General features: G+C 71.0%; 19 protein-coding genes and 1 rRNA gene. 7 read left to right on the top strand and 13 right to left on the bottom strand.

Features of this window, described 5'->3' with window-relative positions; genetic code table 11:
- The 6 genes from AB0K08_RS10935 to AB0K08_RS10910 form a co-directional block, all read right to left on the bottom strand.
- Window positions 1-298, bottom strand: a 16S ribosomal RNA gene (locus AB0K08_RS10935); the annotation flags it as partial.
- Window positions 299-1,107: 809 nt separating this feature from the next.
- Window positions 1,108-2,451, bottom strand: coding sequence for a tyrosine--tRNA ligase (gene tyrS / locus AB0K08_RS10930; RefSeq protein ID WP_363354291.1), 1,344 nt, complete (start codon window positions 2,449-2,451; stop codon window positions 1,108-1,110).
- Window positions 2,452-2,538: 87 nt separating this feature from the next.
- Entirely contained in the window at window positions 2,539-4,797 is a 2,259-nt protein-coding gene (locus AB0K08_RS10925; RefSeq protein WP_363354289.1) for an AAA family ATPase, read from the bottom strand.
- Between the two features lie 134 nt (window positions 4,798-4,931).
- Window positions 4,932-5,657: a DNA-3-methyladenine glycosylase gene (locus AB0K08_RS10920; RefSeq protein WP_363354287.1), complete on the bottom strand. Its 726-nt coding sequence runs from the start codon at window positions 5,655-5,657 to the stop codon at window positions 4,932-4,934.
- Window positions 5,654-7,090, bottom strand: a complete 1,437-nt coding sequence (argH, locus tag AB0K08_RS10915; protein ID WP_363354285.1) for an argininosuccinate lyase — start codon at window positions 7,088-7,090, stop codon at window positions 5,654-5,656. The genes AB0K08_RS10920 and argH overlap by 4 nt, the downstream gene beginning before the upstream one ends.
- A 3-nt stretch (window positions 7,091-7,093) precedes the next feature.
- Entirely contained in the window at window positions 7,094-8,368 is a 1,275-nt protein-coding gene (locus AB0K08_RS10910; RefSeq protein ID WP_363354283.1) for an argininosuccinate synthase, read from the bottom strand.
- A 138-nt stretch (window positions 8,369-8,506) separates the two neighbouring features.
- On the opposite strand from AB0K08_RS10910, the gene AB0K08_RS10905 reads away from it, so the two are divergent.
- From AB0K08_RS10905 to AB0K08_RS10895, 3 genes are all read left to right on the top strand, one after another.
- The gene (locus AB0K08_RS10905) at window positions 8,507-9,037 is read left to right on the top strand and encodes an ankyrin repeat domain-containing protein (protein ID WP_363354281.1); all 531 of its coding nucleotides are present in this window, start codon (window positions 8,507-8,509) and stop codon (window positions 9,035-9,037) included.
- A gap of 231 nt (window positions 9,038-9,268) precedes the next feature.
- Complete coding sequence (locus AB0K08_RS10900) at window positions 9,269-9,985, top strand: transglycosylase family protein (protein WP_363354279.1); 717 nt, start codon at window positions 9,269-9,271, stop codon at window positions 9,983-9,985.
- A gap of 227 nt (window positions 9,986-10,212) precedes the next feature.
- On the top strand, window positions 10,213-11,028 hold the full coding sequence (locus AB0K08_RS10895) for a hypothetical protein (protein ID WP_363354278.1): 816 nt from the start codon (window positions 10,213-10,215) through the stop codon (window positions 11,026-11,028).
- Between the two features lie 40 nt (window positions 11,029-11,068).
- Here AB0K08_RS10895 and AB0K08_RS10890 read toward each other — a convergent pair whose 3' ends face one another.
- From AB0K08_RS10890 to argC, 6 genes are read right to left on the bottom strand one after another with little or no spacing between them, the layout of a single operon-like run.
- Entirely contained in the window at window positions 11,069-11,566 is a 498-nt protein-coding gene (locus AB0K08_RS10890; RefSeq protein WP_363354276.1) for an arginine repressor, read from the bottom strand.
- Entirely contained in the window at window positions 11,563-12,558 is a 996-nt protein-coding gene (gene argF / locus AB0K08_RS10885) for an ornithine carbamoyltransferase (protein WP_363354274.1), read from the bottom strand. The genes AB0K08_RS10890 and argF overlap by 4 nt, the downstream gene beginning before the upstream one ends.
- Window positions 12,555-13,898 (bottom strand): acetylornithine transaminase, encoded by a 1,344-nt coding sequence (locus AB0K08_RS10880; protein WP_363354312.1) that lies wholly within the window; start codon window positions 13,896-13,898, stop codon window positions 12,555-12,557. The genes argF and AB0K08_RS10880 overlap by 4 nt, the downstream gene beginning before the upstream one ends.
- Entirely contained in the window at window positions 13,898-14,827 is a 930-nt protein-coding gene (gene argB / locus AB0K08_RS10875) for an acetylglutamate kinase (RefSeq protein WP_363354272.1), read from the bottom strand. The genes AB0K08_RS10880 and argB overlap by 1 nt, the downstream gene beginning before the upstream one ends.
- A gap of 8 nt (window positions 14,828-14,835) precedes the next feature.
- Window positions 14,836-15,996: a bifunctional glutamate N-acetyltransferase/amino-acid acetyltransferase ArgJ gene (gene argJ / locus AB0K08_RS10870; RefSeq protein WP_363354270.1), complete on the bottom strand. Its 1,161-nt coding sequence runs from the start codon at window positions 15,994-15,996 to the stop codon at window positions 14,836-14,838.
- A complete protein-coding gene (argC, locus tag AB0K08_RS10865; protein ID WP_363354268.1) occupies window positions 15,993-17,033 on the bottom strand; it encodes an N-acetyl-gamma-glutamyl-phosphate reductase in 1,041 nt (346 codons plus the stop codon). Before argC ends, argJ begins: the two co-directional genes overlap by 4 nt.
- 156 nt (window positions 17,034-17,189) lie before the next feature.
- Here argC and AB0K08_RS10860 point away from each other — a divergent pair, with 156 nt between their 5' ends.
- From AB0K08_RS10860 to AB0K08_RS10845, 4 genes are read left to right on the top strand one after another with little or no spacing between them, the layout of a single operon-like run.
- Entirely contained in the window at window positions 17,190-18,179 is a 990-nt protein-coding gene (locus AB0K08_RS10860) for a quinone oxidoreductase (RefSeq protein ID WP_363354266.1), read from the top strand.
- Window positions 18,176-22,348, top strand: a complete 4,173-nt coding sequence (locus AB0K08_RS10855) for a Pls/PosA family non-ribosomal peptide synthetase (protein ID WP_363354264.1) — start codon at window positions 18,176-18,178, stop codon at window positions 22,346-22,348. The genes AB0K08_RS10860 and AB0K08_RS10855 overlap by 4 nt, the downstream gene beginning before the upstream one ends.
- Window positions 22,345-23,751, top strand: coding sequence for a M1 family metallopeptidase (locus AB0K08_RS10850; protein WP_363354262.1), 1,407 nt, complete (start codon window positions 22,345-22,347; stop codon window positions 23,749-23,751). Before AB0K08_RS10855 ends, AB0K08_RS10850 begins: the two co-directional genes overlap by 4 nt.
- A 29-nt stretch (window positions 23,752-23,780) precedes the next feature.
- A complete protein-coding gene (locus tag AB0K08_RS10845; RefSeq protein ID WP_363354260.1) occupies window positions 23,781-24,194 on the top strand; it encodes a helix-turn-helix domain-containing protein in 414 nt (137 codons plus the stop codon).
- Between the two features lie 159 nt (window positions 24,195-24,353).
- Here AB0K08_RS10845 and AB0K08_RS10840 read toward each other — a convergent pair whose 3' ends face one another.
- Window positions 24,354-26,084: an alpha/beta fold hydrolase gene (locus AB0K08_RS10840; protein WP_363354258.1), complete on the bottom strand. Its 1,731-nt coding sequence runs from the start codon at window positions 26,082-26,084 to the stop codon at window positions 24,354-24,356.
- Between the last annotated feature and the right edge of the window lie 52 nt (window positions 26,085-26,136).

Genomic DNA, 26,136 nt, shown 5'->3' with positions numbered 1-26,136 from the left:
CTCAGGCCGGCTACCCGTCGTCGCCTTGGTAAGCCATTACCTCACCAACAAGCTGATAGGCCGCGAGTCCATCCAAGACCGATAAATCTTTCCACCCCCACATCATGCGATGGAGAGTCGTATCCGGTATTAGACCCAGTTTCCCGGGCTTATCCCAGAGTCAAGGGAAGGTTACTCACGTGTTACTCACCCGTTCGCCACTCATCCACCCCAGCAAGCTGGAGCTTCAGCGTTCGACTTGCATGTGTTAAGCACGCCGCCAGCGTTCATCCTGAGCCAGGATCAAACTCTCCGTAAAAAAATACAAAAGAAACAACAACCAACCCAGCGGAAAACCAGGCCAGCCATCATTCAATCCATGGCAAAACCACCAGCACACACGGGGTGCGCACCAGCGGCTATAACCAATTCAAAAAATTGGCATCAACAAACTTGGCACACTATTGAGTTCTCAAACAACAGGCACATGATGACTAGTGACCGAATCTAATCCAAATACTTGGACCGTTTTTCCGGCTTTCCTCATCCGCGGTTTTCAACTTTATACCCTCGGTCTTCATCTCGTCAAATCGGCGTTTCCGGCGATTTCTCGGTCTGTACAACCTCGAGTATTCAGTTGTTTCCATCCAGTTCTCCACGTTGGCCGCTATGGGGCTCAACCGCTTCGTCCTGCATGATCCGAACTTCATTCGGGCCCTTGACCTTACACCGTGAACGGCGCAGTAGTCTAGGTCTGATTTCAGTCCGGGGTCGGCCGCCGATTTCCCGCTTTCGCGGCTGGCGACTTGAAGAACTATACACACGGATCCGCGGGGTGGCAAAACCGGCGACAGGGCGCCCCCAGACCCTCTGGATCCGCATGATCCCGGGGTTTTTGGCCCAGCGGTGGCCGCTACGCCCGGCGACTGTGAGGCACGTCTCCCGCACCCCATGGGGCCGGCTCAGCCCGGTGGCTGTGGTGCACGGTTCCCACCCTGTCATGCGCGGGTCCCCTCCGGGGTGCGAAAAGGGGCATCCGGAGGGGATGTTCACCGGACCGTCATGAGATGGTCGGGTGCACGTCCCCTCCGGATGCCCCGGGGCTCGGCGTTGGTGTCCTGCTGGCCCTCAGGCCGTCAGGTCCACCAGGGCCATGTTCTTCTTGCCACGGCGTACCAGCAGGTACTTCCCGTGCAACGCGTCCCCGGTGCCGAAGGCGGCCTCGGCGTCGGTCACCTTGACGTTGTTGACGGAGGCACCGCCGTCGTGGACGGTGCGGCGCGCGTCCGAGTTGGAGGACGAGAGTCCGGTGGCCACCAGCAGCTCCACGATCCCCACGGGGCCCCCGGCCCCCAGGCCGGCTTCCGCACTCGGCAGCTCGGCCGTGGCCGCCGCGAGTGTGGACTCGTCCACGGTGCCGAGGTCCCCCTGGCCGAAGATCGCGGCGGAGGCGCTGATGACCTTCCGCGTGGCGTCCTCCCCGTGCACCAGCGAGGTCACCTCCCACGCCAGGGTCTTCTGCGCCTGACGGCGGAACGGCTCCTCGGAGACCTTCACGGCGAGGTCCTCGATCTGCTCGCGATGCAGGAAGGTGAAGACCTTGAGCCGGTCGACCACGTCCGCGTCCGCGGTGTTGAGCCAGAACTGGTAGAAGGCGTAGGGCGAGCACATGTGGGCGTCGAGCCAGATGGCGTTGCCCTCGGACTTGCCGAACTTGGTGCCGTCCGAGTTGGTGATCAGCGGGGTGCCGATGGCGTGGGCCGAGACCCCCTCCACCTTGCGGATCAGGTCCGTCCCGGAGGTCAGGTTGCCCCACTGGTCCGAGCCGCCGGTCTGCAGCACACAGCCGTAGTCCCGGTAGAGGTTCAAGAAGTCCATGCCCTGAAGCACCTGGTAGGAGAACTCGGTGTAGGAGATCCCCTCATCCGAGTTCAGGCGCTTGGCCACGGTCTCCTTCTTGACCATGGTGCCCACGCGGAAGTGCTTGCCGATGTCCCGCAGGAAGTCCAGGGCACTGAGCTGGCCGGTCCAATCCAGGTTGTTGACCATCCGGGCCCTGCTGTCCCCCTCGAAGGAGAGGAACCGCTCGATCTGCCCGCGCAGGTAGCCCACCCACTCGGTGACGGTGTCCCGGTCGTTCAGCACCCGCTCCGAGGTCTGCCGGGGGTCCCCGATCAGGCCGGTGGAACCGCCGACCAGTCCCAGCGGCCGGTGGCCTGCCAGCTGGAGCCGGCGCAGCACCAGGATCTGCACGAGGTTGCCCAGGTGCAGTGACGGGGCCGTCGGGTCGAAGCCGCAGTAGTACGTGATCGGCTCCCCGGCGAGCAGTTCCTCCAAGGCGGCCTCGTCCGTGGACACGTGCACGAGCCCGCGCCAGCGCAGCTCCTGCCAGACGTTCTCGAACGATGGATCATTGCTCTGGCCGGCCAGGGCCGGGTTCACGGCGCCGGGGCCGGTGGACGTGCTGGTCACGATGGAGTACCTCTCAGGGGGATCAACAGGGGAAAGCTCAGGGAAAGGGTCAGGAGGATCATCAGGGGCCCGACGCCGGCCGGCCGGCTACCCCAGGCCGGCGGGCAGTTCACCGGTGGTCACCACGCGCAGGGTCTGGGTCGAACGGGTCATCGCCACATAGAGGTCGCCGACGATACCGCCCGCCTCCTGGACGATCTGGGCCGGCTCGAGCAGCACCACCGCGTCGAACTCCAGCCCCTTCGCCTCGCCGGGGGTGGTGGCCACGATGTCCTGGCCGAGTCCCCCGCCACCGGCGCCGACGCGGTCCCCGTAGGTGGCGCGCAGCAGCTCGGCGACCTCGCGCTCGAGTGACACCGGGGCGATCACGGCGAGCAGGCCGCCGTCGATCCTCTCGAGGTCCTCGGCGACCCCGGCCAGCAGGGCCGCCTCCCGCTCGGCCCCGGGGACCCGGGTCACGGTGGGCTCCCAGTCGCCCTCGCGGACCGCCTGCGGGGTGGACACCGGCAGCCCGGCGGCCTGGGCGACCGTGGCGGCCAGGCGCGTGATCCTGGCCGGCGTCCGGTAGTTCACGGTCAGCTCCTCGAGCCGCCAGCGTTCCTGGACGAAGGGCTCGAGCGCCTCGGCCCAGGACGTCACGTCCGCAGCCGAGGAGGCCTGGGCGATGTCCCCCACGATCGTGAACGACTTCAGCGGACACCGGCGCATCAGCAGCCGCCACTGCATGGGGGACAGCTCCTGTGACTCGTCCACCACCACGTGCCCGTACGTCCAGGTGCGGTCCGTGGCGGCCCGCACGGCGGCCGAGACGTACTGGTCTGAGGCCTGGTTGGCGTCCACCAGGGCCTCGGCGGAGACCACCCCGTCCACGCCGAAGTCCTCAAGCATGGAGTTCACGTTCTGCAGGGTCTGCTCGGCGTTGGCGAGGTCCCGCTTGCGGGCGGCCTTCTCATCCGCCTGGGCGCGGCCGGCGGTGGCGTCCCACTCCCCCAGCAGCTCTGCGGCCTCGTCCAGGAGGGGGACGTCCGCCTCCGTCCAGGGGGCGTCGGCGGCCCGCAGCAGGCGGCCGCGGTCCTCGGAATTGAGGAACGGGGCCGCCCTCTCGAGGTGCTCGGGCTTGGCGAACAGGTCCGTCAGGAGCTTCTCCGGCGTCATCGGCATCCAGCACAGGTTCAGCGCCACGCGCACGTCCCGGGAGGTGCGTACGTCCTCGGTGAGGTAGGAGCGGTCGATGTTGTTGCCGGCTCCGGAGGACTTCTCCAGCTTGTCCTTGAGCTGATCCGCCAGTTCCCGGACCATGATCTTCACGAAGGTGGCCCGGGCCTCGTTGTGCGGCTTGCCGGTGGCCCGGGCACGGTCTTGCGCCCGGCGGACCTGCTTGGGGCGGATCGTCAGCTGGGTGCCCCCCACGTCCAGCCGGCGCGGTCCCGCCGGGACGCGTTGGCGCTGGGCCACGGCGTTGGCCACCACCTCTGTCATGAACAGCTGGCCCTTGGTCTGGGCGATCCAGCGGTCCCTCTCCGGGACGGCTTCGATGCCGGGCATCAGCCGGCCGAGCGAGGACATGACCACGCCGGTCTCGCCGAGGGAGGGCAGCACGCGGTCGATGTACCGCATGAAGGACTGGGAGGGACCCACCAGGAGCACCCCCGCCGTCTTGAGCCGCTCGCGGTGCGTGTAGAGCAGGTAGGCCGCGCGGTGCAGGGCGACGGCGGTCTTGCCGGTACCCGGCCCTCCCTGGACCACGAGCACGCCCTTCAGGGGCGAGCGGATGATGGCGTCCTGCTCGGACTGGATGGTGGCGACGATGTCCCCCATCTGGCCGGTGCGCCGTGCCGTGACGGCCGCCAGCAGGGCTCCGGGGCCGTGGTGCACCGACGAGTCGTCCAGCAGGGTGGCGTCCAGGACGTCGTCCTCGAGATCCACCACGGTGCGCCCGCGCAGCATCAGGTGGCGGCGGCGGCGCACCCCGAGCCGCTGGTGGGCGGTGGCCTGGTAGAAGGCCCCGGCCTCCGGCGCACGCCAGTCCACCATGAGCCGGACCTGGTCCTCATCCGTCAGGCCGATCCGGCCGATGTAGCGTTCGTCCCCGCCGTCCAGGTCGAGCCGGCCGAAGACCATCCGGTCGTCCACGGCGTAGAGCTGGGCCAGGCGGTCCTCGTAGAGCGTGGCGAAGGCGTCCCTCTCGGAGACGTTCTGCACGGAGCCCTGGGGGCCCTCCTTGCGGACCCGGGCCAGCTGCTCTTCCTTCTCGGCACGCAGTTCGTCCAGACGGTCGTAGAGCCGGACGACGTAGTCGCGCTCATGCTCCAGTTCGGTTTGGTGGACGGGAACCACATCAGTCATGCCTGGCACACCTTAGGGCTATCGATGGTGCCCGTGCAGGGTCCGACGAATCCGCCAGAACCCCCAGGCACCTCGGAACGAGTGACCATCCATGGTACAGCCGTTGGGATGAACGAAACGTTAATGCGGCCCGGTCAGCCGCGGCGCCGGGGCTTCGCCGCCCGGTAGGTCGAGACCGAGGGCTCGTCCGGGAGCCAGAACCGCCAGGGGAAGTCCCCGGTGCCGCCGGGACCGGAGACCCCGGTGCGCGGTCCGCTCAGGGTGCCGGGCCGGCGTCGTGACCTCAGTCCGGAGAGCCACACGCCGTCCGGGACCAAGGCACCGGCAGTGGGCCCGAGGACGGGCTCCGGGGCCGGGCCGGCCAGCAGCGCGGAGCCGTCGTCACCGGCCCCGATGCCCAGGCATTGGGCCAGCCGGGCCGGACCGGAGGCCAGCCGGGGACCCCGCGGCGCCCGGGGTCCGCGCCGGGCCGTGGCAGCCTCCAGCCCCGCGGTGACCTCCCCCGCCCTCACCAGGACCGCCGAGCTGGACCCCGGGGTCCCGCACACGATGTTCAGACACCAGTGCATGCCGTAGGTGAAGTACACGTAGAGGTGCCCCGAGGGTCCGAACATGGTCTCGTTGCGCGCGGTCCGGCCCCGGTAGGCGTGCGAACCCGGGTCCCGGGCCCCCTCATAGGCCTCGACCTCCGTCAGCCGCACGCTGACCGCGGCCCCGGAGCGGGCCACGGTGAGCGTGGAACCGAGCAGCAGCGGGGCCGCGGTCAGCCCCCCGCGCTCCAGCGCCGACCAGTCGGTGGACGGCCGGTCCTGGCCGTCCGGGGTGTGCGGGCCCGACCCGGTCAGCTCATCAGCACTCACGCCAGGACGGATGAATCCCCGAAGGCGCGGAGCGGGGCGAGCTGGCGCCGCAGTTCGGCCAGCTGCGCCGCGACCGCCTCCGGCGCGGTGCCGCCCTGCGCGTTGCGCGAGTTCAACGAGCCGGAGGTGGACAACACGGTGCGCACCTCGGGCGTCAGCGCCGGGGAGATCGCCGCGTAGTCCTCGTCCGTGAGGTCCCACAGCTCGACACCGCGTGACTCGGCCACCTTCACGGCCTCACCGGAGAGCTCGTGGGCATCCCGGAAGGGCACCCCGGAGCGCACCAGCCACTCGGCGATGTCCGTGGCCAGGGCGAAGCCCTGCGGCGCCAGCTCGGCCATCTTCGGGGTGTTGAACGTCAGGGTCGCGATCATCCCGGAGACCGCGGGCAGCAGGAGCTCCAGCGTGTCCGCCGCGTCGAAGACCGGCTCCTTGTCCTCCTGCAGGTCACGGTTGTACGCCAGCGGCAGACCCTTGAGGGTGGCCAGCAGACCGGTCAGGTCACCGATCAGTCGGCCGGACTTGCCCCGGGCCAGCTCCGCCACGTCCGGGTTCTTCTTCTGCGGCATGATCGAGGAGCCGGTGGAGTAGGCGTCGTCCAGGGTGACGAATCCGGCCTCCTTGGTGGCCCAGAAGATGACCTCCTCGCTGATGCGGGACAGGTCCACGCCCACCATGGCGCACACCCACGCGAACTCGGCGAAGACGTCCCGGGCGGCGGTGCCGTCGATCGAGTTCCACGCCGCGGAGGAGAAGCCCAGCTCCGCGGCCACCGCATTCGGGTCCAGCCCCAGGGAGGAGCCCGCCAGGGCCCCGGACCCGTAGGGGGACACGGCGGCCCGGCGGTCCCAGTCCACGAACCGCTCCACGTCCCGGGTCATGGACCAGGCGTGGGCCAGCAGGTGGTGACTGAGCAGGACCGGCTGGGCGTGCTGCAGGTGGGTCCGGCCCGGCATGGGTGCGTACGGGTGCGCCTCCGCCTGCGCGATCAGCGCGTCCACCGTGGCCAGCAGCCGGGCGGCGATGAGCCGGGCGTGGTCCCGCAGGAACATCCGCCCCAGCGTGGCGATCTGGTCATTGCGGGACCGTCCGGCCCGCAGTTTCCCGCCCAGCTCCGGCCCGGCGCGTTCGATCAGCCCACGTTCCAGCGATCCGTGCACGTCCTCGTCCGTCTCCGCCGCCGAGTAGTCCCCGGAGACCACGTCCGCCTCGAGTGTGTCGAGCGCGGCCAGCATGCCGGTGAGCTCCGCCTCGTCCAGCAGCCCGGCCGTGCGCAGGACGCGGGCATGCGCCCGCGAGCCCGCGATGTCATAGCGGGCCAGCCGCCAGTCGAAGTGGGTGGACTTGCTCAGCGCCGCGAGGGCGTCCGCGGGGCCGCCGGCGAACCGGCCGCCCCACAGGGAGCCCTCATTGGTGCCGTGGCGTTCAGACACGGCTCAGGCTCCCGGGGTCGTATCGGGGGTCTGGTTGCTCAGCCGGGCGACATCCTCCAGGGAGTCCACGCTGCTGCCGCCGGCCACCCGCAGGTCACGCTCGGTGGCGACCTTGGAGGACAGGCCGAAGATGTCGATGAACCCGCGGGCCGAGGACTGGTCGAAGGCATCGCCCTCGTCATAGGTGGCCAGGTTGAAGTCGTACAGGCCGGTCTCCGAGCGGCGGCCCTGCACGGTGGCGCGGCCGCCGTGCATCTCCATCCGGATGTCCCCGGAGACGTACTTCTGGGACTCGTCGATGAAAACGTCCAGGTTCTTCTTCAGCGGGGAGAACCACTGGCCGTCATAGACGATCTCGGTCCAGCGCTGGTCCACGGACTTCTTGAACCGGGCCTGCTCGCGCTCGAGGGTGATGTTCTCCAGCTCGCGGTGGGCCGCCATGAGGGCCATGGCCCCCGGTGCCTCGTAGATCTCGCGGGACTTGATGCCCACGAGACGGTCCTCGACGATGTCCACCCGGCCGATGCCCTGGGCACCGGCCCGGCGGTTCATCTCCTCGATGATCTGCAGGGCGGACAGGGAGCGGCCGTCCAGGGCCGTGGGGATGCCCTGCTCGAAGGTCACGGTGACCACGTCCGGGGCCGGCGGGAAGGCCGGGTCGTCGGTGTACTCGTAGACGTCCTTGGTGGGGCCGTTCCAGATGTCCTCCAGGAAGCCGGTCTCGACCGCACGGCCCCAGACGTTCTGGTCGATGGAGAACGGGTTCTTCTTGGTGGTGACGATCGGCAGCTCGTTGCGCTCGGCGTATTCGATCGCCTTGTCCCGGGTCAGGGCGAGGTCACGCACCGGGGCGATGCACTTCAGGTCCGGCCCCAGCGTCTGGATGCCGACCTCGAAGCGCACCTGGTCGTTGCCCTTGCCGGTACAGCCATGGGCCACCGTCGAGGCACCGAACTGGCGGGCGGCGGCCACCAGGTGGCGCACGATGACGGGGCGGGAGATGGCGGAGACCAGGGGATAGGCGTCCATGTAGAGGCCGTTGGCCTTCAGGGTGGGCATGCAGTACTGCTCGGCGAACTCGTCCCGGGCGTCCGCCACGTAGGCCTCGACCGCGCCGCAGTCCAGCGCACGCTGACGCACCGTCTCCAGGTCCTCGCCGCCCTGGCCCACGTCCACGGCCACGGCGATCACCTCGGCACCCGTGGCCTCGGCGATCCAGCCGATGGCCACCGACGTGTCCAGTCCGCCCGAGTAGGCCAGGACGATGCGATCTGTCATTGCGTGCTCCTTAAGAATTGCCTGCGTAGCCGCCCACGGTCGGGGCGACCGCTCCGCTCTATGCAGCAGTCTACATATTTATGCATGATTGCCGAAGCCGGATCCACTCCTGTCGACTCCTCACCGTAATCTGGTGGGATGACAAGCGATACCCCACACGCCACCCCGGCGGAGGATCACACCCCCGCCACTCCCGACCCGGCGCAGCCCGCCCCGGAACTGACGGACGAGCAGCTGGACTTCCTCAACTCCCTGTTCGACCTGGCACGGTCGGGCGACGCCGACCAACTGCTCCCCGCGATCGAGCAGGGCGTGCCGGTGAACCTGGCCAACCACCGGGGCGACACCCTGCTGATCCTGGCGGCCTACAACAACCACCCGGCGCTGGTGAAGGCGCTGATCGAGCGGGGAGCCGAGGTCAACCGACTCAACGCGCGCGGGCAGTCGGCGCTGTCCTGTGCGGTCTTCGTCCAGAACGAGGAGTCCGTCCGGGCCCTGCTCGCCGCCGGCGCCGACCCGGAGGAGGGGCCGGTCAGCGCCCGGGCGGCCGTGGAGATGTTCGGGCTGGAATCCATGGGCGCCCTGCTCGACGCCGCAGGCGGTCCCGCTGACCCGGCCGGACCTGCTGACCCGGCCGGACCTGCCGGCCCCGCCGAGACCGCGCGATGAGAACACCATGAGAATCCGCCGCAGGATTTGACGTTATCGTTCTGATGCCTTTCACTGGTCTTAGTCCTGCTTCGTGATCTTATCGTGATCTAGCAGGAAGCCTGCGGAGCTCCCCCACCTGCACCGTCCCTTGGGAGCCCCGCGCCGTGAACTCCATCGCGGACGGCGGACGGTGCTGCACGGACGGTCGGGGACGACCTGAGCAGTGGTGGGCCGAAACCCTCAAACACCATGCAGAAGACCTCCACTGCCACCCAGTCCACCCGCGGCGCCATCGTCCGCCGCTCCGCCGCCGGCCTCGCCGGCCTCGCCGTCGCCGGTGCCGGCCTGACCGCGCTGTCCGCCCCCGCCACCGCCGCCCCGGCCTCCAGCTGGAACGCGCTGGCCCAGTGCGAGTCCGGCGGCAACTGGTCCATCAACACGGGCAACGGCTACTACGGCGGCCTGCAGTTCTCCCCGAGCTCCTGGCGTGCAGCCGGCGGCTCCGGCATGCCGCACCAGGCCTCCAAGGCCGAGCAGATCCGCGTGGCCGAGAACCTGCTCTCCATGCAGGGCTGGGGCGCCTGGCCCGCCTGCTCCGCCAAGCTGGGCCTCTACGGCAACGGCGGCAGCGCACAGGTGACCACCCAGTCGGCTGAGTCCTCGACCCAGACGCAGCAGGCGCCGAAGCAGCAGGCCGCTCCGAAGCAGCAGGCTCCCCAGCAGGCTGCCCCGAAGCAGCAGGCCCCGGCACAGCAGGCTCCCGTCCAGGAGGAGCGCGCCTCCTCCGTCTCCCCGGTGGAGAAGTCCGAGGAGACCATCACCGTGAAGGCCGGCGACACCCTGTCCAAGCTGGCCGACGCGAACGGCGTCGAGGGCGGCTGGCAGGCCCTGTACGCGGCGAACACCGACACGGTGGCCGACGCCAACCTGATCTTCGTCGGCCAGACCCTGCACCTGCCGGCCTGATCCGCTCCGACGCATCGCGTCAACCACCGGTTGACCGGCCCCGGCGGGCCGTGACCGGATCCAGAATGCGCTGGACGGGGAATGATCCCCGTCCAGCGCATTCTTGTCTCTGCCCGCCGGCCGATAGGGTGTCAGCAGCAGATTTCCCGCCGTGATCCCGCTGTGCCCGCCGTGCCCGCCGCGATCCCGGCGCCCGGGCATCCACACACGTTCATCAGGGGGACACCATGACACCGACCACCACCACTGCGACATCCCGACGTCCGTCCCGCCGCAGGCCGTTCCGGGCCCTCGGCCTGACTGCGCTGGGTGCCACCGCGGCCCTGGGCCTGAGCGCCTGCGCCGGATCCGGCGTGCCGGACCTCGAGGACGTGTGGCCGGAGGCCTATGCCGCGATCGAGGACGCCTCCTCCGTGGCGGTGGACGGCAACGTGAGCCAGGGCGGTCAGGAGATGACCGTCTCCATCGCCGGCCAGATCGACGACTCCTCCTATGCCGGCAACGTCGCCATGGACGGCGTCGCGATCGAGATCATCGGCAACACCGAGAACACCTACATGAAGCCCAACACGGCCTTCTACGAGCAGAACGGCGGCACCCAGCTGCAGGACATGGTGGGTGACAAGTGGCTCCAGATGCCGGCCGGCGAGGGCGGGTTCACCATGTCCACCCTGTGGGAGTCGTTCATCGCCGACATCCCCGCCGGGGATGAGTTCGGCAGCTCCGACTACACCTCCGAGGAAGTCGAGCTGGACGGCGAGCAGGTCTACAAGTACACGGGCAGCAACGAGGACACCGGGAAGCCGGTCAGCGTCTACCTCTCCCAGGACAACAGGCTGCTGCGCGTCGAGGCCGAGACCGGCGCATCGGAGGACGCCTCCGGCGATCCCTCCGGTTCGGCCTCACCCTCGGCGTCCGAGCCCGCGTCCTCCGACGCCGCGGCCGAGTCCGGCACGGGCACCATCGACTTCTCCCAGTGGGACGCTGTGGAGCCGGTGAACATGCCGGCCGAGGACGAGGCCTTCGCCGTCCCGGGGATGTGACCCCTCCTGCCCTCGCGAGCTCCCCGTGACCGGGGAGCGGCTACCCTGCGTACTCGAGGAAGCGGCCTGCCACGGCCACCCCGCCGTCCGGCGCGCGGGTGACGATCATGATCGTGTCGTCGCCCGCGATGGTGCCGAGGATGTCCGCCTGGCGTGACTGGTCGATCACGCTGGCCAGGAACTGCGCCGCACCGGGTGGGGTCCGCAGGATCACGAGGTTGGCGCTGGACTCCGCCGCCACCAACAGGTCGCGGCACAGGCTGGACAGGCGGCCCTCCAGGGCCTCCGGCGGCCGCCGTCCGGCCAGCTCTCCGGTCACGGGGCCCTCCGGCGGCACGGAGTACACCAGCTGACCGCCCTGCCCCCGCACCCGGTAGGCACCCAACTCCACGAGGTCCCGGGACAGGGTCCCCTGCGTCACGGAGACGCCCCGGTCCCCCAGCGCCGCGAGCAGCTCGGCCTGGCTGTGGACGTCCGTGTCCGCCAGCACCTCCTTGATGGCGGCCTGGCGGGCGGTCTTGGTGGACGGAGCGCTCATCGGGCGGCGGCGTTCGGCTCGGCCTCCGGCGGGGTCGCCAGGCCGGATCGGTACAGCAGCCAGGCCATGAGGGCCTTCTGCGCGTGCAGGCGGTTCTCCGCCTCGTCGAAGACCACGGACTGCGGGCCGTCGATGACCTCGGCGGAGACCTCGAAGCCCCGGTACGCGGGCAGGCAGTGCAGGAAGATCGCGTCCGGCGCGGCCTTCGCCATGGCCCCGGCGTCCACCGCGTAGTCGCGGAACAGGGACTGCCGGGCCTCCTTCTCGTCCTCCTGGCCCATCGAGATCCAGGTGTCGGTGACCACCACGTCCGCCCCGGCCAACGCCTGCGCGGCGTCCGTGGTGATCAGGACCGAGCCCCCGGTCTCGGCGGCCCGGGCCTCGGCGGCCGCCACGACGTCCGCCTTAGGCAGGTACCCCGACGGTCCGGCGATCCGCACGTGCATCCCGGCTGTCACCCCGCCCAACAGGTAGGAGTTGGCCATGTTGTTGGCGGCGTCCCCGAGGTAGGTCATGACCAGCCCCTCGGTGCGGCCCTTGTGCTCGCGCACCGTCAGCAGGTCCGCCAGCAGCTGGCAGGGGTGGTAGTCGTCCGAGAGGGCGTTGACCACGGGCACCGTGGCGTGCTCGGCCATCTCCTGCAGCCCCGACTGCGCGAAGGTCCGCCAGACGATGACGGAGACCATGCGGGAGAGCACCTGGGCGGTATCGGCGATGGACTCCTTGTGGCCCAGCTGGGTCTCCCCCGGGTTGACGATGAGCGGCTGGCCGCCGAGATCGGCGATGCCCGCCGCGAAGGACACCCGGGTCCGCGTGGAGGTCTTGTCGAAGAACACGATCCCCGTCTGCGGACCCGCCAGCGGACGGTGCCGGTACCTCTCGGCCTTCATCGTCTGGGCCAGGTCCAACACCTCGGACTGCTCGGCCGGGGAGAGATCCGTGTCCACCAGGAAGTGCCTCAGGGTGGCGGCCGGGGCGGTGCTGGTGCTCATGCGATCGTCTCCTGCGTCGGGTGCGTGGGGTGCGTCGGGGCGGGCGCCGCCGGATCGGGGGCACCCTGCGCCAGGGCCGCCCGAAGGAGGGAGGGCAGGTCGGCGACCAGCTGGTCGGCCTCCTGCCGCCCCAGGACCAGCGGCGGGGCCAGCCGGAGGGTGGACGGCCCGGTGGCGTTGAGCAGGTAACCGGCCTCCAGGCCGGCACGGACCAGGGCGGGTGCCAGGCCGCCGTCGGGCACCAGGTGTCCGGCACCGGCCGGGACGGCGAGGTCCACCCCGATCAGCAGGCCGTACTGGCGCACCGCGCCCACGGCGTCCAGGGCACGGAGCCCGTCGGCCAGGTGCGCCCCGAGGTCGCGGACGTGCTCCAGCAGTCCCTCCGCCACGATGGTGTCCAGCACCGCCAGGCCGGCGGCCGTGGCCACCGGGTTCCCGCCGAAGGTGGTGCCGTGCTGACCCGCCGTGAGCAGCCGCGAGGTCCGGGGTCCGAAGCTGAGCAGGGCACCGATGGGGATGCCCCCGCCGAGACCCTTGGCGAGGGTCATGGCGTCCGGCACCACGGGGTCCTGCTGGCCGGTGACGGCCGGGTTCTGGTGCGCGAACCAGGTTCCGGTGCGGCCCGTGCCGGACTGCACCTCGTCGAAGATCAGCAGGGCGCCGTGCCGGCGGGTGAGGTCCCGCGCGGCCTGCAGGTAGCCGGCCGGCCAGCCGTGCACCCCGGACTCCCCCTGCACGGGCTCGATGACGACGGCGGCCACGGTCTCGTCGATCGCGGCCTCAAGTGCGGCGACGTCCCCGGCCGGCAGGAACTCGACGCCGCCGGGCAGCGGCTCGAAGGGCTCGCGGTAGGCGGGCTTCCAGGTCATGGCCAGGGCCCCCAGGGTCCGGCCGTGGAAGCTGTTCTCCAGGGCCAGGACCCGGGTGCGGCGGCCGGAGGAGTCCTCATGGCCGTGGCGGCGGGCCAGCTTGAAGGCCGCCTCGTTGGCCTCCGAGCCGGAGTTGGCAAAGAACACGGTGGACCCCTCGGGCGCGTCCGCCAGGCCCAGCAGACGCTCGGCCAGGCCGATCTGCGGTTCCGAGGTGAAGAGGTTGGAGATGTGCCCGAGGGTGCCCAGCTGCCCGGTCACGGCGCTCAGGAGCGCCGGATGGGCGTGACCGAGCGAGTTCACGGCGATCCCGCCGAGGAAGTCGGTGTAGCGCCGGCCGTCGGCATCCCAGACGTGGACGCCCTCGCCACGCACCAGCACGCGGCTGGGTGCGCCGAAGACGCCGGTCAGGGCGGAGGTGTAGCGGTGCAGCAGGGCATCGTTGGACCTGCCGGTGCTCGGTGACGTCATCATGCTCCCATCCGGTGGTGGTCATCCGGCAGGACCTGGGTGCCCACGCCGGCGGTGGTGAAGATCTCCAGCAGCATCGAGTGCGGCTGGCGGCCGTCCACGATGTGGGCCTGCGGCACGCCGCCGTCCACGGCCTTCAGGCACGCCGCCATCTTCGGGATCATCCCGGACTCCAGCGCGGGCAGCAGTTCGCGGAGGTCCCCCGCGCTGAGGGAGGAGACCAGCGAGCTGCGGTCCGGCCAGTTCGAGTAGAGCCCCTCGACGTCCGTGAGGACCACGAGCTTCGAGGCGCCCAGGGCCACGGCCAGCGCGGCGGCGGCCGTGTCCGCGTTGACGTTGAGCACGTCCCCGGTCGAGTGCCCGGCGTCGTCCACCTCGGGGGCCACCGAGGAGACCACGGGGATCCGTCCGTTGTCCACGAGGTCGCGGATGGCGGTGGGGTTGACCCCGGTGACCTCGCCGACCAGGCCGAGGTCCACGGGCTCGCCGTCCACCTCGGTGCCGGTCCGCCGGGCGCGGAAGAGCGCCGCGTCCTCGCCGGACATCCCGACGGCGTAGGGCCCGTGGCAGTTGACCAGGCCCACCAGCTCGCGGCCCACCTGGCCGGTGAGCACCATCCGGACCACCTCCATGGCCTCCGCCGTGGTGACCCGCAGCCCCCCGGCGAACTCGGACTCGATCCCGAGCCGCTCCAGCATGGTGTTGATCTGCGGGCCGCCCCCGTGCACCACCACGGGGTGGATGCCGCAGTGGTGCAGGAAGACGATGTCCTCGGCGAACGCCCGCCGCAGCTGGTCGGAGACCATCGCGTTGCCGCCGTACTTGATGACCATGGTGGTTCCGGCGAAACGCTGGATCCACGGCAGCGCCTCGATCAGCACGGCGGCCTTGGCCTCCGGGAGGGAGGGGGTCTCAGGGGATTCGGTCACGGCGGCCCTCAGCTCGAGTAGGCGGAGTTCTCATGCACGTAGTCGTGCGTGAGGTCGTTGGTCCAGATGGTGGCGGAGGCCGCGCCGGCGTGCAGGTCGATCAGGACCTCGACCTCGCGGGCGGTGAGGTCCACCAGCTCGCGGTCCTCCCCCACCCCGGCGGCGCGGCAGACCTGCACCCCGTTGAAGGTGACGTCCAGCTGGTCCGCGTCGAACGGGGCCACCTCCTCCGGGACCGTGCCGACCGCGGAGATCACCCGGCCCCAGTTGGGGTCCTGCCCGAACACGGCCGTCTTGAACAGGTTCGAGCGGCTCACCGCACGGGCCACCGCCTCCGCGGCCTCCTCCGTGGTGGCGTTGACCACCTGGATGGAGATGTCATGGGCCGCCCCCTCGGCGTCCCCGATCAGCTGCCGCGCCAGATCCGCGCACACCGCCCGCAGCCCCTCCTGGAACTCGCCGGGCTCAGGCGTGGTGCCGGAGGCACCGGAGGACAGCAGCACCACGGTGTCATTGGTGGACATGCAGCCGTCTGAGTCCGTGCGGTCGAAGGTGGTGCGCACGGCCTCCCGGAGGAACGCGTCCAGCTCCGCCGGGGGAAGCACCGCGTCCGTGGTGATCACGCACAGCATGGTGGCCATCCCCGGGGCCAGCATGCCGGCCCCCTTGGCCATGCCGCCGATCCGGTACCCAGGGCCCTCGTGCACCGCGTTCTTGGGGCGGGTGTCCGTGGTCATGATGGCTTCGGCGGCGGCGTACCCGCCGTCCCCGTCCAAGGCCTGGACCCCGGCCGCCACCCCGGGGAGCAGCCGGTCCATGGGCAGGGGGACGCCGATCAGCCCGGTGGAGCAGACCACCACGTCCCCGGCGGAGACCCCGAGCAGCTGCGCGGCGTGTTCGGCCGTGGCATGGGACTGCTGGAAGCCCTCCGCGCCGGTGGCGGCGTTCGCCCCGCCGGAGTTCAGCACCACGGCGTCCACGCGGCCGTCGGCGAGCACCTGCCGGGACCAGCGGACCGGTGCCGCGGCCACCCGGTTCGCGGTGAACACCGCCGCCGCGTGGTGGTGCGGGCCGTCGTTCACGACGACGGCCACGTCCGGCTTTCCGGTCGACTTCAGTCCGGCGACCACACCGGAGGCGCGGAATCCCTGGGCGGCGGTGATGCTCATGGTGCGGTCCCCTGCTGGTTCAGGCCCGTCTGCTCGGCGAGGCCGAGGGCGAGGTTCATGGATTGGATGGCACCGCCGGCGGTGCCCTTGGTCAGGTTGTCCAGGGCGGCGGAGACGATGACGCGGCCGGCATGGGCATCCACGGCCAGCTGCATGACCACGTGGTTGGAGCCCAGCACGGACTGCGTGGTGGGCCACTGGCCCTCGGGCAGCAGGTGCACGAAGTGCTCCCCCGAGTAGGCCTGCTCCCACGCTGACCGGACCCGGCCGGCGTCGATCCCGGGTTTGATCCGGGCGGTGGCGGTGGCGAGGATGCCGCGGGACATGGGGGCCAGGGTCGGCGTGAAGGACACCGTGACCGGCTCGCCGGCCGCCTGGCTGAGGCCCTGCTCGATCTCGGGGGTGTGCCGGTGTCCGCCGCCCACGCCGTAGGGGCTCATGGATCCCATGACCTCGCTGCCGAGCAGGTGTGGCTTGAGGGACTTCCCGGCCCCGGAGGTCCCGGTGGCCGCCACGATCACCACGTCCTCGGGCTCGAGCAGACCGGCCGTCAGGCCGGGCGCCAGGGCCAGCAGGCAGGTGGTGGGGTAACAGCCGGGGACGGCGATGCGGGACGCCCCCGCCAGCTGCGGACGCTGGCCGGGCAACTCCGGCAGGCCGTAGGGCCAGGTGCCGGCGTGGTCGGACCCGTAGAACCTCTCCCAGGCCTCGGCCGATTCGAGCCGGTGGTCCGCACCGGCGTCGATCACGAGGGTCCCCGGCGAAAGCGACTCGAGTTCGGCGGCGATCGAGGCGCTGGCGCCGTGGGGCAGGGCCAGGAAGACCACGTCATGGCCGGAGAGCACCTCGGCGGTGGTCTCCTCCAGGACGCGGTCCGCCAGCGCGTGCAGGTGGGGCTGGAGCGCGCCCAGCCGTTCCCCCGCATTGGAGTGCGCCGTGATGGCACCGATCTCCACCTCGGGGTGGGCGTTCAGGAGCCGGAGGACCTCTCCTCCGGCATATCCGCTGGCACCGGAGACGGCAACTGTGTGACTCATGGGCCCATCCTAGGTGAAATATGCAGTGTTGCCAATATTTATGCATTGCCGGGTGCGGGCGCCACTCGGCACCCTGCGGGTTCCCGTCACCCGGTGCCCGCCGTCACGTCGCCGCCTGTCCCCCGCAGAGGCACGGGCCCGGATACGGTAGGTACCATGACGGAAAACCCCCTGCCCACCACCCAGCACGCCGTGCGCGTGGACGTCTCCGGCGGCCCCGAGGTCCTGCAGTGGACCGAGGTCGAGGTGCCGGCCCCGGGCCCCGGCGAGGTGCTGGTGAAGACCGCTGCCGCCGGGCTGAACTTCATCGAGACCTATCAGCGCTCCGGCGTGTACCGCATGCCCCACCCCTTCATCCCCGGCTCCGAGGGCTCCGGGACGGTGGTGGGCCTCGGCCCGGGCGTCAGCGCCGTGTCCCTCGGCGACGTGGTGGCCACGGCCGCCGGGTCCGGCACCTACGCCGAGTACTTCACCGCCCCCGTGGGCCAGCTGCTCCCGGTGCCGGCCGGGGTGGATCCCGTGCACGCGGCGGCCATCCCGCTGCAGGGGTTGACCGCCCACTACCTGCACCGCTCCACCTTCCCGGTGGAATCCGGGCAGACCGTCCTCGTGCATGCCGGTGCCGGGGGTGTGGGCCTGCTGCTGACCCAGCTGTGCGTGGCGCGGGGCGCCACCGTCATCTCCACCGCCTCGACCGACGAGAAGAAGGAGCTGTCCCGGCGGGCCGGGGCGAGCGAGGTCCTCGACTACACCGGCTTCGCGGCCCGGGTCCGCGAGGCCACGGACGGCGAGGGGGCGCACGTGGTCTTCGACGGCGTCGGGAAGGACACCTTCGACGAGTCCCTGGAGTCCCTGCGGGTGCGGGGGACGCTGGTGCTCTTCGGCGGGTCCTCCGGCCAGGTCCCGCCCTTCGACCTGCAGCGGCTCAACGGCGCCGGCTCGCTCTTCATCACCCGCCCGTCCCTGGCCTTCTACACGCGCACCGCCGAGGAGACGCGGTGGCGGGCGGAGGAGCTCTTCGCCGCCCTCGAGGCCGGCACGCTGGACTTCCGGGTGGGGGCGACCCATCCACTGTCCGAGGCCGGCCGGGCCCATGAGGACCTCGAGTCCCGCCGGACCACCGGAAAGTCGCTCCTGCTGCCGTGAACTCCCCCGACTCCCGGCCGCAACACCTGCCGCAGCTGCCCGCCGCCGAGCAGGCCCCGCCGCCCCGCACCCTGGTGGACCTCCTGATGGCCACGGCCGAGCAGCACCCGGAGGCCCCGGCCCTCGACGACGGCGACACCGTGCTCTCCTATGCCGAACTGATGGAGGAGGTCAAGGCCATGGGCCGGGCCCTGCACGGGGCCGGGCTGGGAGCCGGGGACCGCATCGGCGTCCGCATCCCCTCGGGCACGGTGGAGCTCTACATCGCCATCCTGGCCACCCTGTACATCGGCGCCGCCTATGTCCCGGTCGACGCCGACGACCCGGACGAGCGGGCCCGGCTGGTGTTCTCCGAGGCCAAGGTCGCCGCCATCCTCGGTGCCGACGGCCGGGTGCAGACCTCGTCCAAGCGGCCCAAGCCCTTCCCCGCCCCGCGGCCGGCCCGGCTCGACGACGACGCGTGGATCATCTTCACCTCCGGCTCGACGGGCACCCCCAAGGGGGTGGCGGTCACGCACCAGAACGCCGCCGCCTTCGTGGACGCCGAGGCGCGGATCTTCCTGCAGGATGACCCCCTCGGGCCGGAGGACCGGGTCCTGGCGGGACTCTCCGTGGCCTTCGACGCCTCCTGCGAGGAGATGTGGCTGGCGTGGCGGCACGGTTCCTGCCTGGTGCCCGCCCCCCGCTCCCTCGTGCGGTCCGGCATGGACCTCGGCCCCTGGCTGGTCTCCCGCTCCATCAACGTGGTCTCCACCGTGCCCACCCTGGCCGCCCTGTGGCCACCGGAGGCCCTCGAGAACGTCCGGCTGCTGATCTTCGGCGGGGAGGCCTGCCCACCCGACCTCGCGGCCCGGCTGGCGGAGGACGAACGCGAACTGTGGAACACCTACGGACCCACGGAGGCCACCGTGGTGGCCTGCGCCGCGCCCATGCACGGCACCGGCCCCGTGCGCATCGGCCTGCCCCTGGACGGCTGGGACCTCGCGATCGTGGACCCCGCCACGGGCGTCCCCGTGGCCGAGGGCGAGACCGGTGAGCTGATCATCGGCGGCGTCGGGCTGGCGCGTTACCTCGACCCCGCCAAGGACGCCGAGAAGTACGCCCCGATGCCCACCCTGGGCTGGGACCGCGCCTACCGATCCGGCGACCTCGTGGTCTGGGACCCGGAGGGCCTGCTGTTCGTCGGCCGTGCTGACGAACAGGTCAAGCTCGGCGGCCGCCGCATCGAACTGGGCGAGATCGACGCCGCGCTGCAGGCCCTGCCGGGCATCGCCGGCGGCGCCGCCGCCGTCAAGACGACCCCCGCCGGGACCCAGCTGCTCATCGGGTACCTGGCCGTGCCGACGTCGAGCCAGGAGCAGGATGGACCGGATCTGAAGGCGTTCCGGAGGCAGCTCGAGAGGGACCTGCCCGGCGCCCTGGTCCCCCGGCTGGTCACGGTCGACACCCTGCCCACGAAGACCTCCGGCAAGGTGGACCGCAATGCCCTGCCGTGGCCGCTGCCCGGCCAGGCCGGCCAGGGTTCAGGCCACGGCGGCTCGGGCCCGAACGCCGAGCTGCCCGTGGACCCCGAGTCCCCCGGTGGATGGGTCCTGGGCCACTGGGCCGATGTGCTGGGATCCGCCCCCGAGGACCTGGACACCGACTTCTTCTCCTCCGGCGGCGGCTCCCTGGCCGCCGCGCAGCTGGTGTCCCGGCTCCGGACCCGCTATCCGCGCGTCACCGTGCGGGACATCTACGCCCACCCCCGGGCGGGCGCCCTGCTGGAGGCCGTCACCGGCAATGACGGCCAGCCGATCGAGGCGGTCGAGCCCGTGGAGCCCCGGCCGGTGGCCCGGACCGCCCGCAAGACCCAGGTCTTCCAATCGCTGATGGGCATCCCGCTGGTCATCCTGGTGGCCATGCGATGGGTCGTCTACCTCGCCGCCGGTTCCAACCTGGCGGCCGCCTGGGGGATCCTCCCCGAGGCCCCGAGCGTGTCCTGGTGGTGGGTGCTGGCCGGCTGGCTGCTCTTCGTCTCGCCGCCGGGCCGCATGGCGATCACCGTGCTCGCCGCCCGCTCGCTGCTGCGCGGGCTGAAGCCGGGCTCCTACCCGCGTTCCGGCAAGGTCCACCTGCGCCTCTGGCTGGCCCAGCACATCTCCGACCTGGTGGACCCGGTGTCCCTCGGCGGCGCCCTCTGGGTCCCCACCTACGCCCGGCTCCTCGGGGCCCGGATCGGGCGGAACGTGGACCTGCACTCCGTCCCGCCGGTCACCGGTCTGCTGGACCTCGGCGCCGGCAGCTCGGTCGAACCCGAGGTGGACCTCTCCGGCTATTGGATCGACGGGGACGTGGTGCACATCGGTGCCGTCACCGTGGGCGAGGACGCCGTGGTCGGCTCTCGGTCCACCCTGATGCCGGGGGCCACCCTCGGGGCCGGGACGGTCATCCACGCCGGCTCCACCGTGCTCGGCAAGGCCAAGGACGGCATCGAGTACGCCGGCTCCCCAGCCCAGCGGCTCGGCAAGGCCAGCTACGCCGGGCCCAACATCGAACCGCCCCGGGCCACCGGATGGCTCGTCCTCTCCACGATCGGCTCCGGCCTCCTGGCCCTGCTGCCCTTCGCCGCGGCCGCCCTGGCCGCGCTGGCCGGGGTGTGGACCCTGACCTGGTGGCCGGACTGGTCCGCCGACGGCACCGGGGACGCCCCGCAGACCCTGGTGGGCTCCGCCGCCCGGCTCCTCGCGGCCAGCCCCCTGATCGCGGCCGTGTGGTTCGGCGCCAACATGCTGTTCACCGTGCTCTCCGTGCGGCTGCTCTCCCTCGGGGTGGGCGAGGGGTACCACGCCGTGCGCTCCCGCATCGGTTGGCAGCTGTGGGCCACCGAACGCGTGCTGGACACGGCCCGGGACCTGCTCTTCCCGATCTACGCCTCCCGGTTCACCCCGACCTGGCTGCGCTGGCTCGGCGCCACCGTGGGGACCAACGTGGAGGCCTCCACGGTCATCCTCCAGCCGTCCCTCACGGAGATCGGGGACGGGGCGTTCCTGGCCGACGACACCATGATCGGCTCCTATGAACTCTCCCGGGGCTGGATGTACGTGGCTCAGGCCAAGGTGGGCAAGAAGTCCTTCCTGGGCAACTCCGGCATGCTGGCCGCCGGCCGCAAGCTCTCGAAGAACGCGCTGGTGGCCGTCCTGTCCGCCACCCCGAAGAAGACCAAGGCCGGCTCCTCCTGGCTGGGTTCCCCGCCCGTGCGACTGCGCCGCACCGAGGTGGCGGCGGAGGAAGACCTCACCTACGATCCCCCGGCGCGGCTCAAACGGGCCCGCAGTGGGTGGGAGTGCCTGCGGCTGCTGGCCGTGTGGACCTCCGCGGTCATCGCCCTGGGTGTGGCCCTGGCCCTGGACGGGCTGGCCCAGCTCGGTGGCGGGGCCGCGGACGGGCCCGGCCCCGGCGGCTGGTGGCTGGCCGCGGTCCTCGGCGGCGTGGTGCTGATGCTCGCCGGCGCGCTGGCCGCCGGGACCTCCGTGGTGGCCAAGAAGGTGCTCGTCGGACGGGTCGAGACCGGCGAACACCCCCTGTGGAGTTCGTTCATCTGGCGCAACGAGGTGGCGGACACCTTCACCGAACTCGTGGCCGCCCCCTGGTTCGGCCGGCTGGCCTCGGGCACGCCCTCGCTGGTCTGGTGGCTCCGGGCCCTCGGCGCGAAGATCGGCCACGGTGCCTGGATCGAGTCCTACTGGCTCCCCGAGGCGGACCTCGTCACCCTGGGCGACTCCTCCACCGTGAACCGCGGATCCGTGGTCCAGACGCACCTGTTCCATGACCGCGTGATGTCCCTGGACACCGTGCGGCTCGGCGAGGGGGCCACCCTGGGCCCGAACTCCGTGATCCTGCCGGCCGCCTCCATCGAGGACGGCGCCACCGTGGGCGCGGGCTCCCTGATCATGCGCGGGGAGATGGTGCCGGGCCACTCGTGGTGGGCCGGCAACCCGGTGGCCCCGTGGAAGGGCCCCAAGGTGAAGGGCCGGGCCGCGGCGATCACTAGACTGGAGAAGCTCGAGGAGAAGGCGGAGCGTGCCGCCGAGCGGCAGGCCGCGGCGGCCTCCGCGGCCACCACAGCCTCCCCGGAACCCGGAGCCGACACCCCGACCGCGACCCCAGAGGAGAGCACCCGCCCGTGAGTGAAGAGACCCCGGCCCTCCCCGACCCCTACGTGCCCGGGTCGGGAACCGGCGACTTCACGGTGGGACACTACGACCTCCAGCTCGAGGTCAAGCTGGCCGCCAACCGGATCGCCGGACGGGCCCGTCTGGAGGGCACCGTCCTGCATCCGCTGAAGCGGGTCGAGCTGGACCTGCACGCCCTGAGTGCGGGCAAGGTCAGCGCACGGTCCGGGCAGCGCGCCGTCAAGGTGACCAAGACGTCCGTCCGTCAGGACCGCCTGGTCATCGAGCTGGGCAGCCAGCTGGAGGCCGGCACCGACCTGAGCCTGGACATCTCCTACACCGGGGTCCCGCGCATGCTCCAGGGCCTGTGGGGCGAGGTCGGCTGGGAGGAGCTCGAGGACGGTGTCCTGGTGGCCGGCCAGCCCAACGGAGCCCAGACCTGGTTCCCCTGCGTGGACCACCCCTCGGTCAAGTCGACCTACAGCATCGCCATCAGCACGGATGCCGGCTACCTGCCCGTGTGCAACGGCGTCCCCACCGGCCACCGGCGCCGTTCCTCGCGCGAGGAGTGGACGTGGGAGCTGCGCGAACCCGCGCCGAGCTACCTGGTCACGGTCCAGATCGGCCGCTACCAGCTCGTGGCGGTCCCCGAGCACGACGCCGGCCGCCAGACTCCCGCGGAATCCGTCCCGGTCTTCCTGGCCACCTCGCCGGCCCTCCTGGACCGCGCCCAGGCCGCGCTCGGGCTCCAGACGCGCATGATGGACTGCTTCAGCCGGCACTACGGCTCCTACCCCTTCGAGCGGTACACCGCGGTGGTGACCGACGACGAGCTCGAGATCCCCCTCGAGGCCGCGTCCCTGTCCATCTTCGGAGCCAACCACCTGGACGGGTCCTGGGCCTCGGAGCGGCTGGTGGCGCACGAGTTGGCACACCAGTGGTTCGGCAACGCGCTGACCCTGCGGCAGTGGAAGGACATCTGGCTCCACGAGGGCTTCGCCTGTTACAGCGAATGGCTGTGGAGCGAGGAGTCCGGCCAGGCCTCCCTGCGCACGCAGGCCCGGCGGGCCTGGCGTGGCCTGTTCGTCAAGCCCCGTACCATCGTGGTCGCGGATCCCGGGCCCGAGTTGATGTTCGACGACCGGATCTACAAGCGTGGGGCCCTGACCCTGTACGCCCTGCGCTGTGCGCTCGGATCCGAGGTCTTCGCCGCGTTGATCCGGTCCTGGGTGGCCGAGCACCGGCATGGAACGGTGGACACCGCCCTGTTCCTGGACCACGCGGACCGCCATGCTCAGTCGGCCGGGCACCCGGAGGGTCTCACCACCGAGGTGATGCGCCCGTGGCTGTTCGAATCCGGGCTGCCGGCCTTCCCCACCTCGGATCCCACCTCGGATCCCACCGCAGAGGCGACCTGAACGGCGACGCCCTTCCGTATGATGGGTCTGTGGTGAACAAAGAACAGCAACGTCATCTGATGGGCGCGTACATCCGTCAGCAGCGCCGCATCGCGGACCTGTCCATGCGCCAGGTCTCCGCCATGGTGGGGATCTCCAACCCCTACCTCTCCCAGATCGAGCGCGGGCTGCGCGCCCCTTCCGAGGCGGTGGCCGCCGGCATCGCCACCGCACTGGGCGTCGGCGTCGACGACCTCTACGAACGGGAGCCGGGCCAGCCCGGTTCGGCGGGTGCCGGGGCCCCGGGTCCGGCGGCCTCGGGCCCGGCTCCGGAGGACCAGGCCCAGGCCGATGTGCTCAGCGCCATCGACGCGGCGCAGGAGCTCTCTCCGGAACAGCGGACCTCCCTGGCCGAGATCTACCGGTCCTTCGTGCGCTCCAACCAGAGCGACCAGCCCGGCTAGTCGGGACCACGGCCCGACCGCCCGACCGCCGCAAATTTCCCGGCCAGCTCAGTTGCCCGACCGCAGAGACGGCTGACGCCCGGCCCCACCCTGCTGGGTGGACGCCGGGCGTCAGCCGAGGCCAGGCTCGCAAGGCCGGCCCGTGACACGATCACCGCATCACGGCGTGGCCGTCGGGCGCTCCGAGGACGGAGTGCCCTGCTCTGCGGTGGGCGCCTTCGGGGTAGCCGGCTCCTTCGGAGCTGTCGTCGGCTTCGGCTCCTGGACCGGTGCGGCCTGGGACGGAGTCCTGGCGGGCGACGGGGTGGCCGCCGCACTCTCCGCAGCCGGTGCGGCCTGAGTGGTCCCCGCCTTCGGTACAGCGGTCTTGGCAGCGGCTGCCTTCGGCGCAGCAGCCTTGGGAGCGGCACCCTTCGGCGCGGCGGTCTTGGCAGCGGCTGCCTTCGGCGCTGCGGTCTTGGGAGCGGCAGCCCGGGCGGTCGCCGTCTTGGCGGCGGCTGCCTTCGGGGTAGCCGTCTTGGGAGCAGCCGCCTCGGCAGCGGCAGCCTTCGGCGCAGCGGTCTTGGGAGCGGCGGCCTTCGTGGCCTTGGCCTTCGGCGCGGCTGCCTTGGCGGTCGCCGCCTTGGTGGTCGCTGCCTTGGTGGTCGCCGCCTTGGTGGCGGCCGACTTCGGGGCGGCCTTCGCTGGTGCCGCCTGGGGAGCGGCGGCCTGGAGCTCCGGCGCCTGCTCGAACATGGTCGGCTGGGTCTGGCTCGGCTCGTCCGTCAAGACCTCAGGATCGTCCTCCGGCGTCGGCGTGGACAGGGCCCCCATCTCGGCGAAGATGACCGGCCAGTGCGTGGCCAGGGCCTCATGGCTCATGAACAAGCCCAGGTGACCGCTCCTGGCGGACTGCCGGCCGATGCGCTCCGGTGGCGTGGAGACGTAGTCGGCCAACGCCCACACCTGGTCCGCGGGGGTGATGTGATCGGTGCGACCCGCCATCAGGAACAGGGGACAACGGATGTCCTTCAGGTCAACCGTCCGGCCCTCCACCTCCAGTTCGCCCTTGATCAGCGAGTTGCGGATGAAGAGGTGCTCCACGATCCACAGGTAGAACTCACCCGGGATGGCCTGGGTCCACTGGAACCAGTCCTCGAAGGTCCGGTGGCGCTCCACGTAGTCGGAGTCGTGCATGTTCGTCAGCAGCTGCAGCGACCTGGAGAGCTCCTGGTCCGGCTGTAGGGCCTTGAACCCGTCCAGCAGGAACCGCCCCGGCAGGATCCCATCGTTGGCGGAGACGGCAGAGCGGAAAAAGGACATGTCACCGTCGGGGGCGAGTACCGTGAGCCAATCGTGGATCAGGGGTTCGCCGACGTGGAAGTCGATGGGGGCCCCGGCGATGGCCAGGGAGTTCACCCGGTCCGGGTGGAGGGCTGCGAAGATCGTGGCCAGCCAGCCGCCCTGGCAGTCCCCGACCAGGTTGACCTTGCCGCCCAGCTGGTCGGCGACCTCTCGGAGCAGCGCCATGTAGTCGTCGATCCCGGCGTCCTTGGTCTCCTGGGTCGCACCGATCCACTCCATGCTGAGGATCCGGGAACAGCCGTTGTCTCGGCCGACCATGATCTGGCTCTGGTCCGCCGCGAAATCCACGATGCTGGAGGCATGTCCGGCCTGGGGCGGCAGGATCACCGTGGGGATCTGGTCGGGCTCGGCGTCCGGGGCGGAATAGTCGCGCAGTCGCGCCAGGGGCCATTCACCGACGACGCTCTGCTGCGCCTCGTGGGCCCACGGTGGACGCTGGCGGGCCGAGAGCGCCACGTTCCACCGCGTGAGATCGCGCATCAGGCTCAAAGGGGTGGCGCGGCGGCTGAAGGCTCCGGACCAGTAATCGATGACGGATGCGTTCATGGTGTTCCACGCGCCCAGGCTCGCAGCGAACATCGAATCGATGACTGCGGGC

It is taken from the genome of Citricoccus sp. NPDC055426 (assembly GCF_040677445.1).
Taxonomy (GTDB): Bacteria; Actinomycetota; Actinomycetes; order Actinomycetales; family Micrococcaceae; genus Citricoccus.
This window is presented reverse-complemented; position numbering and strand designations above follow the sequence as displayed.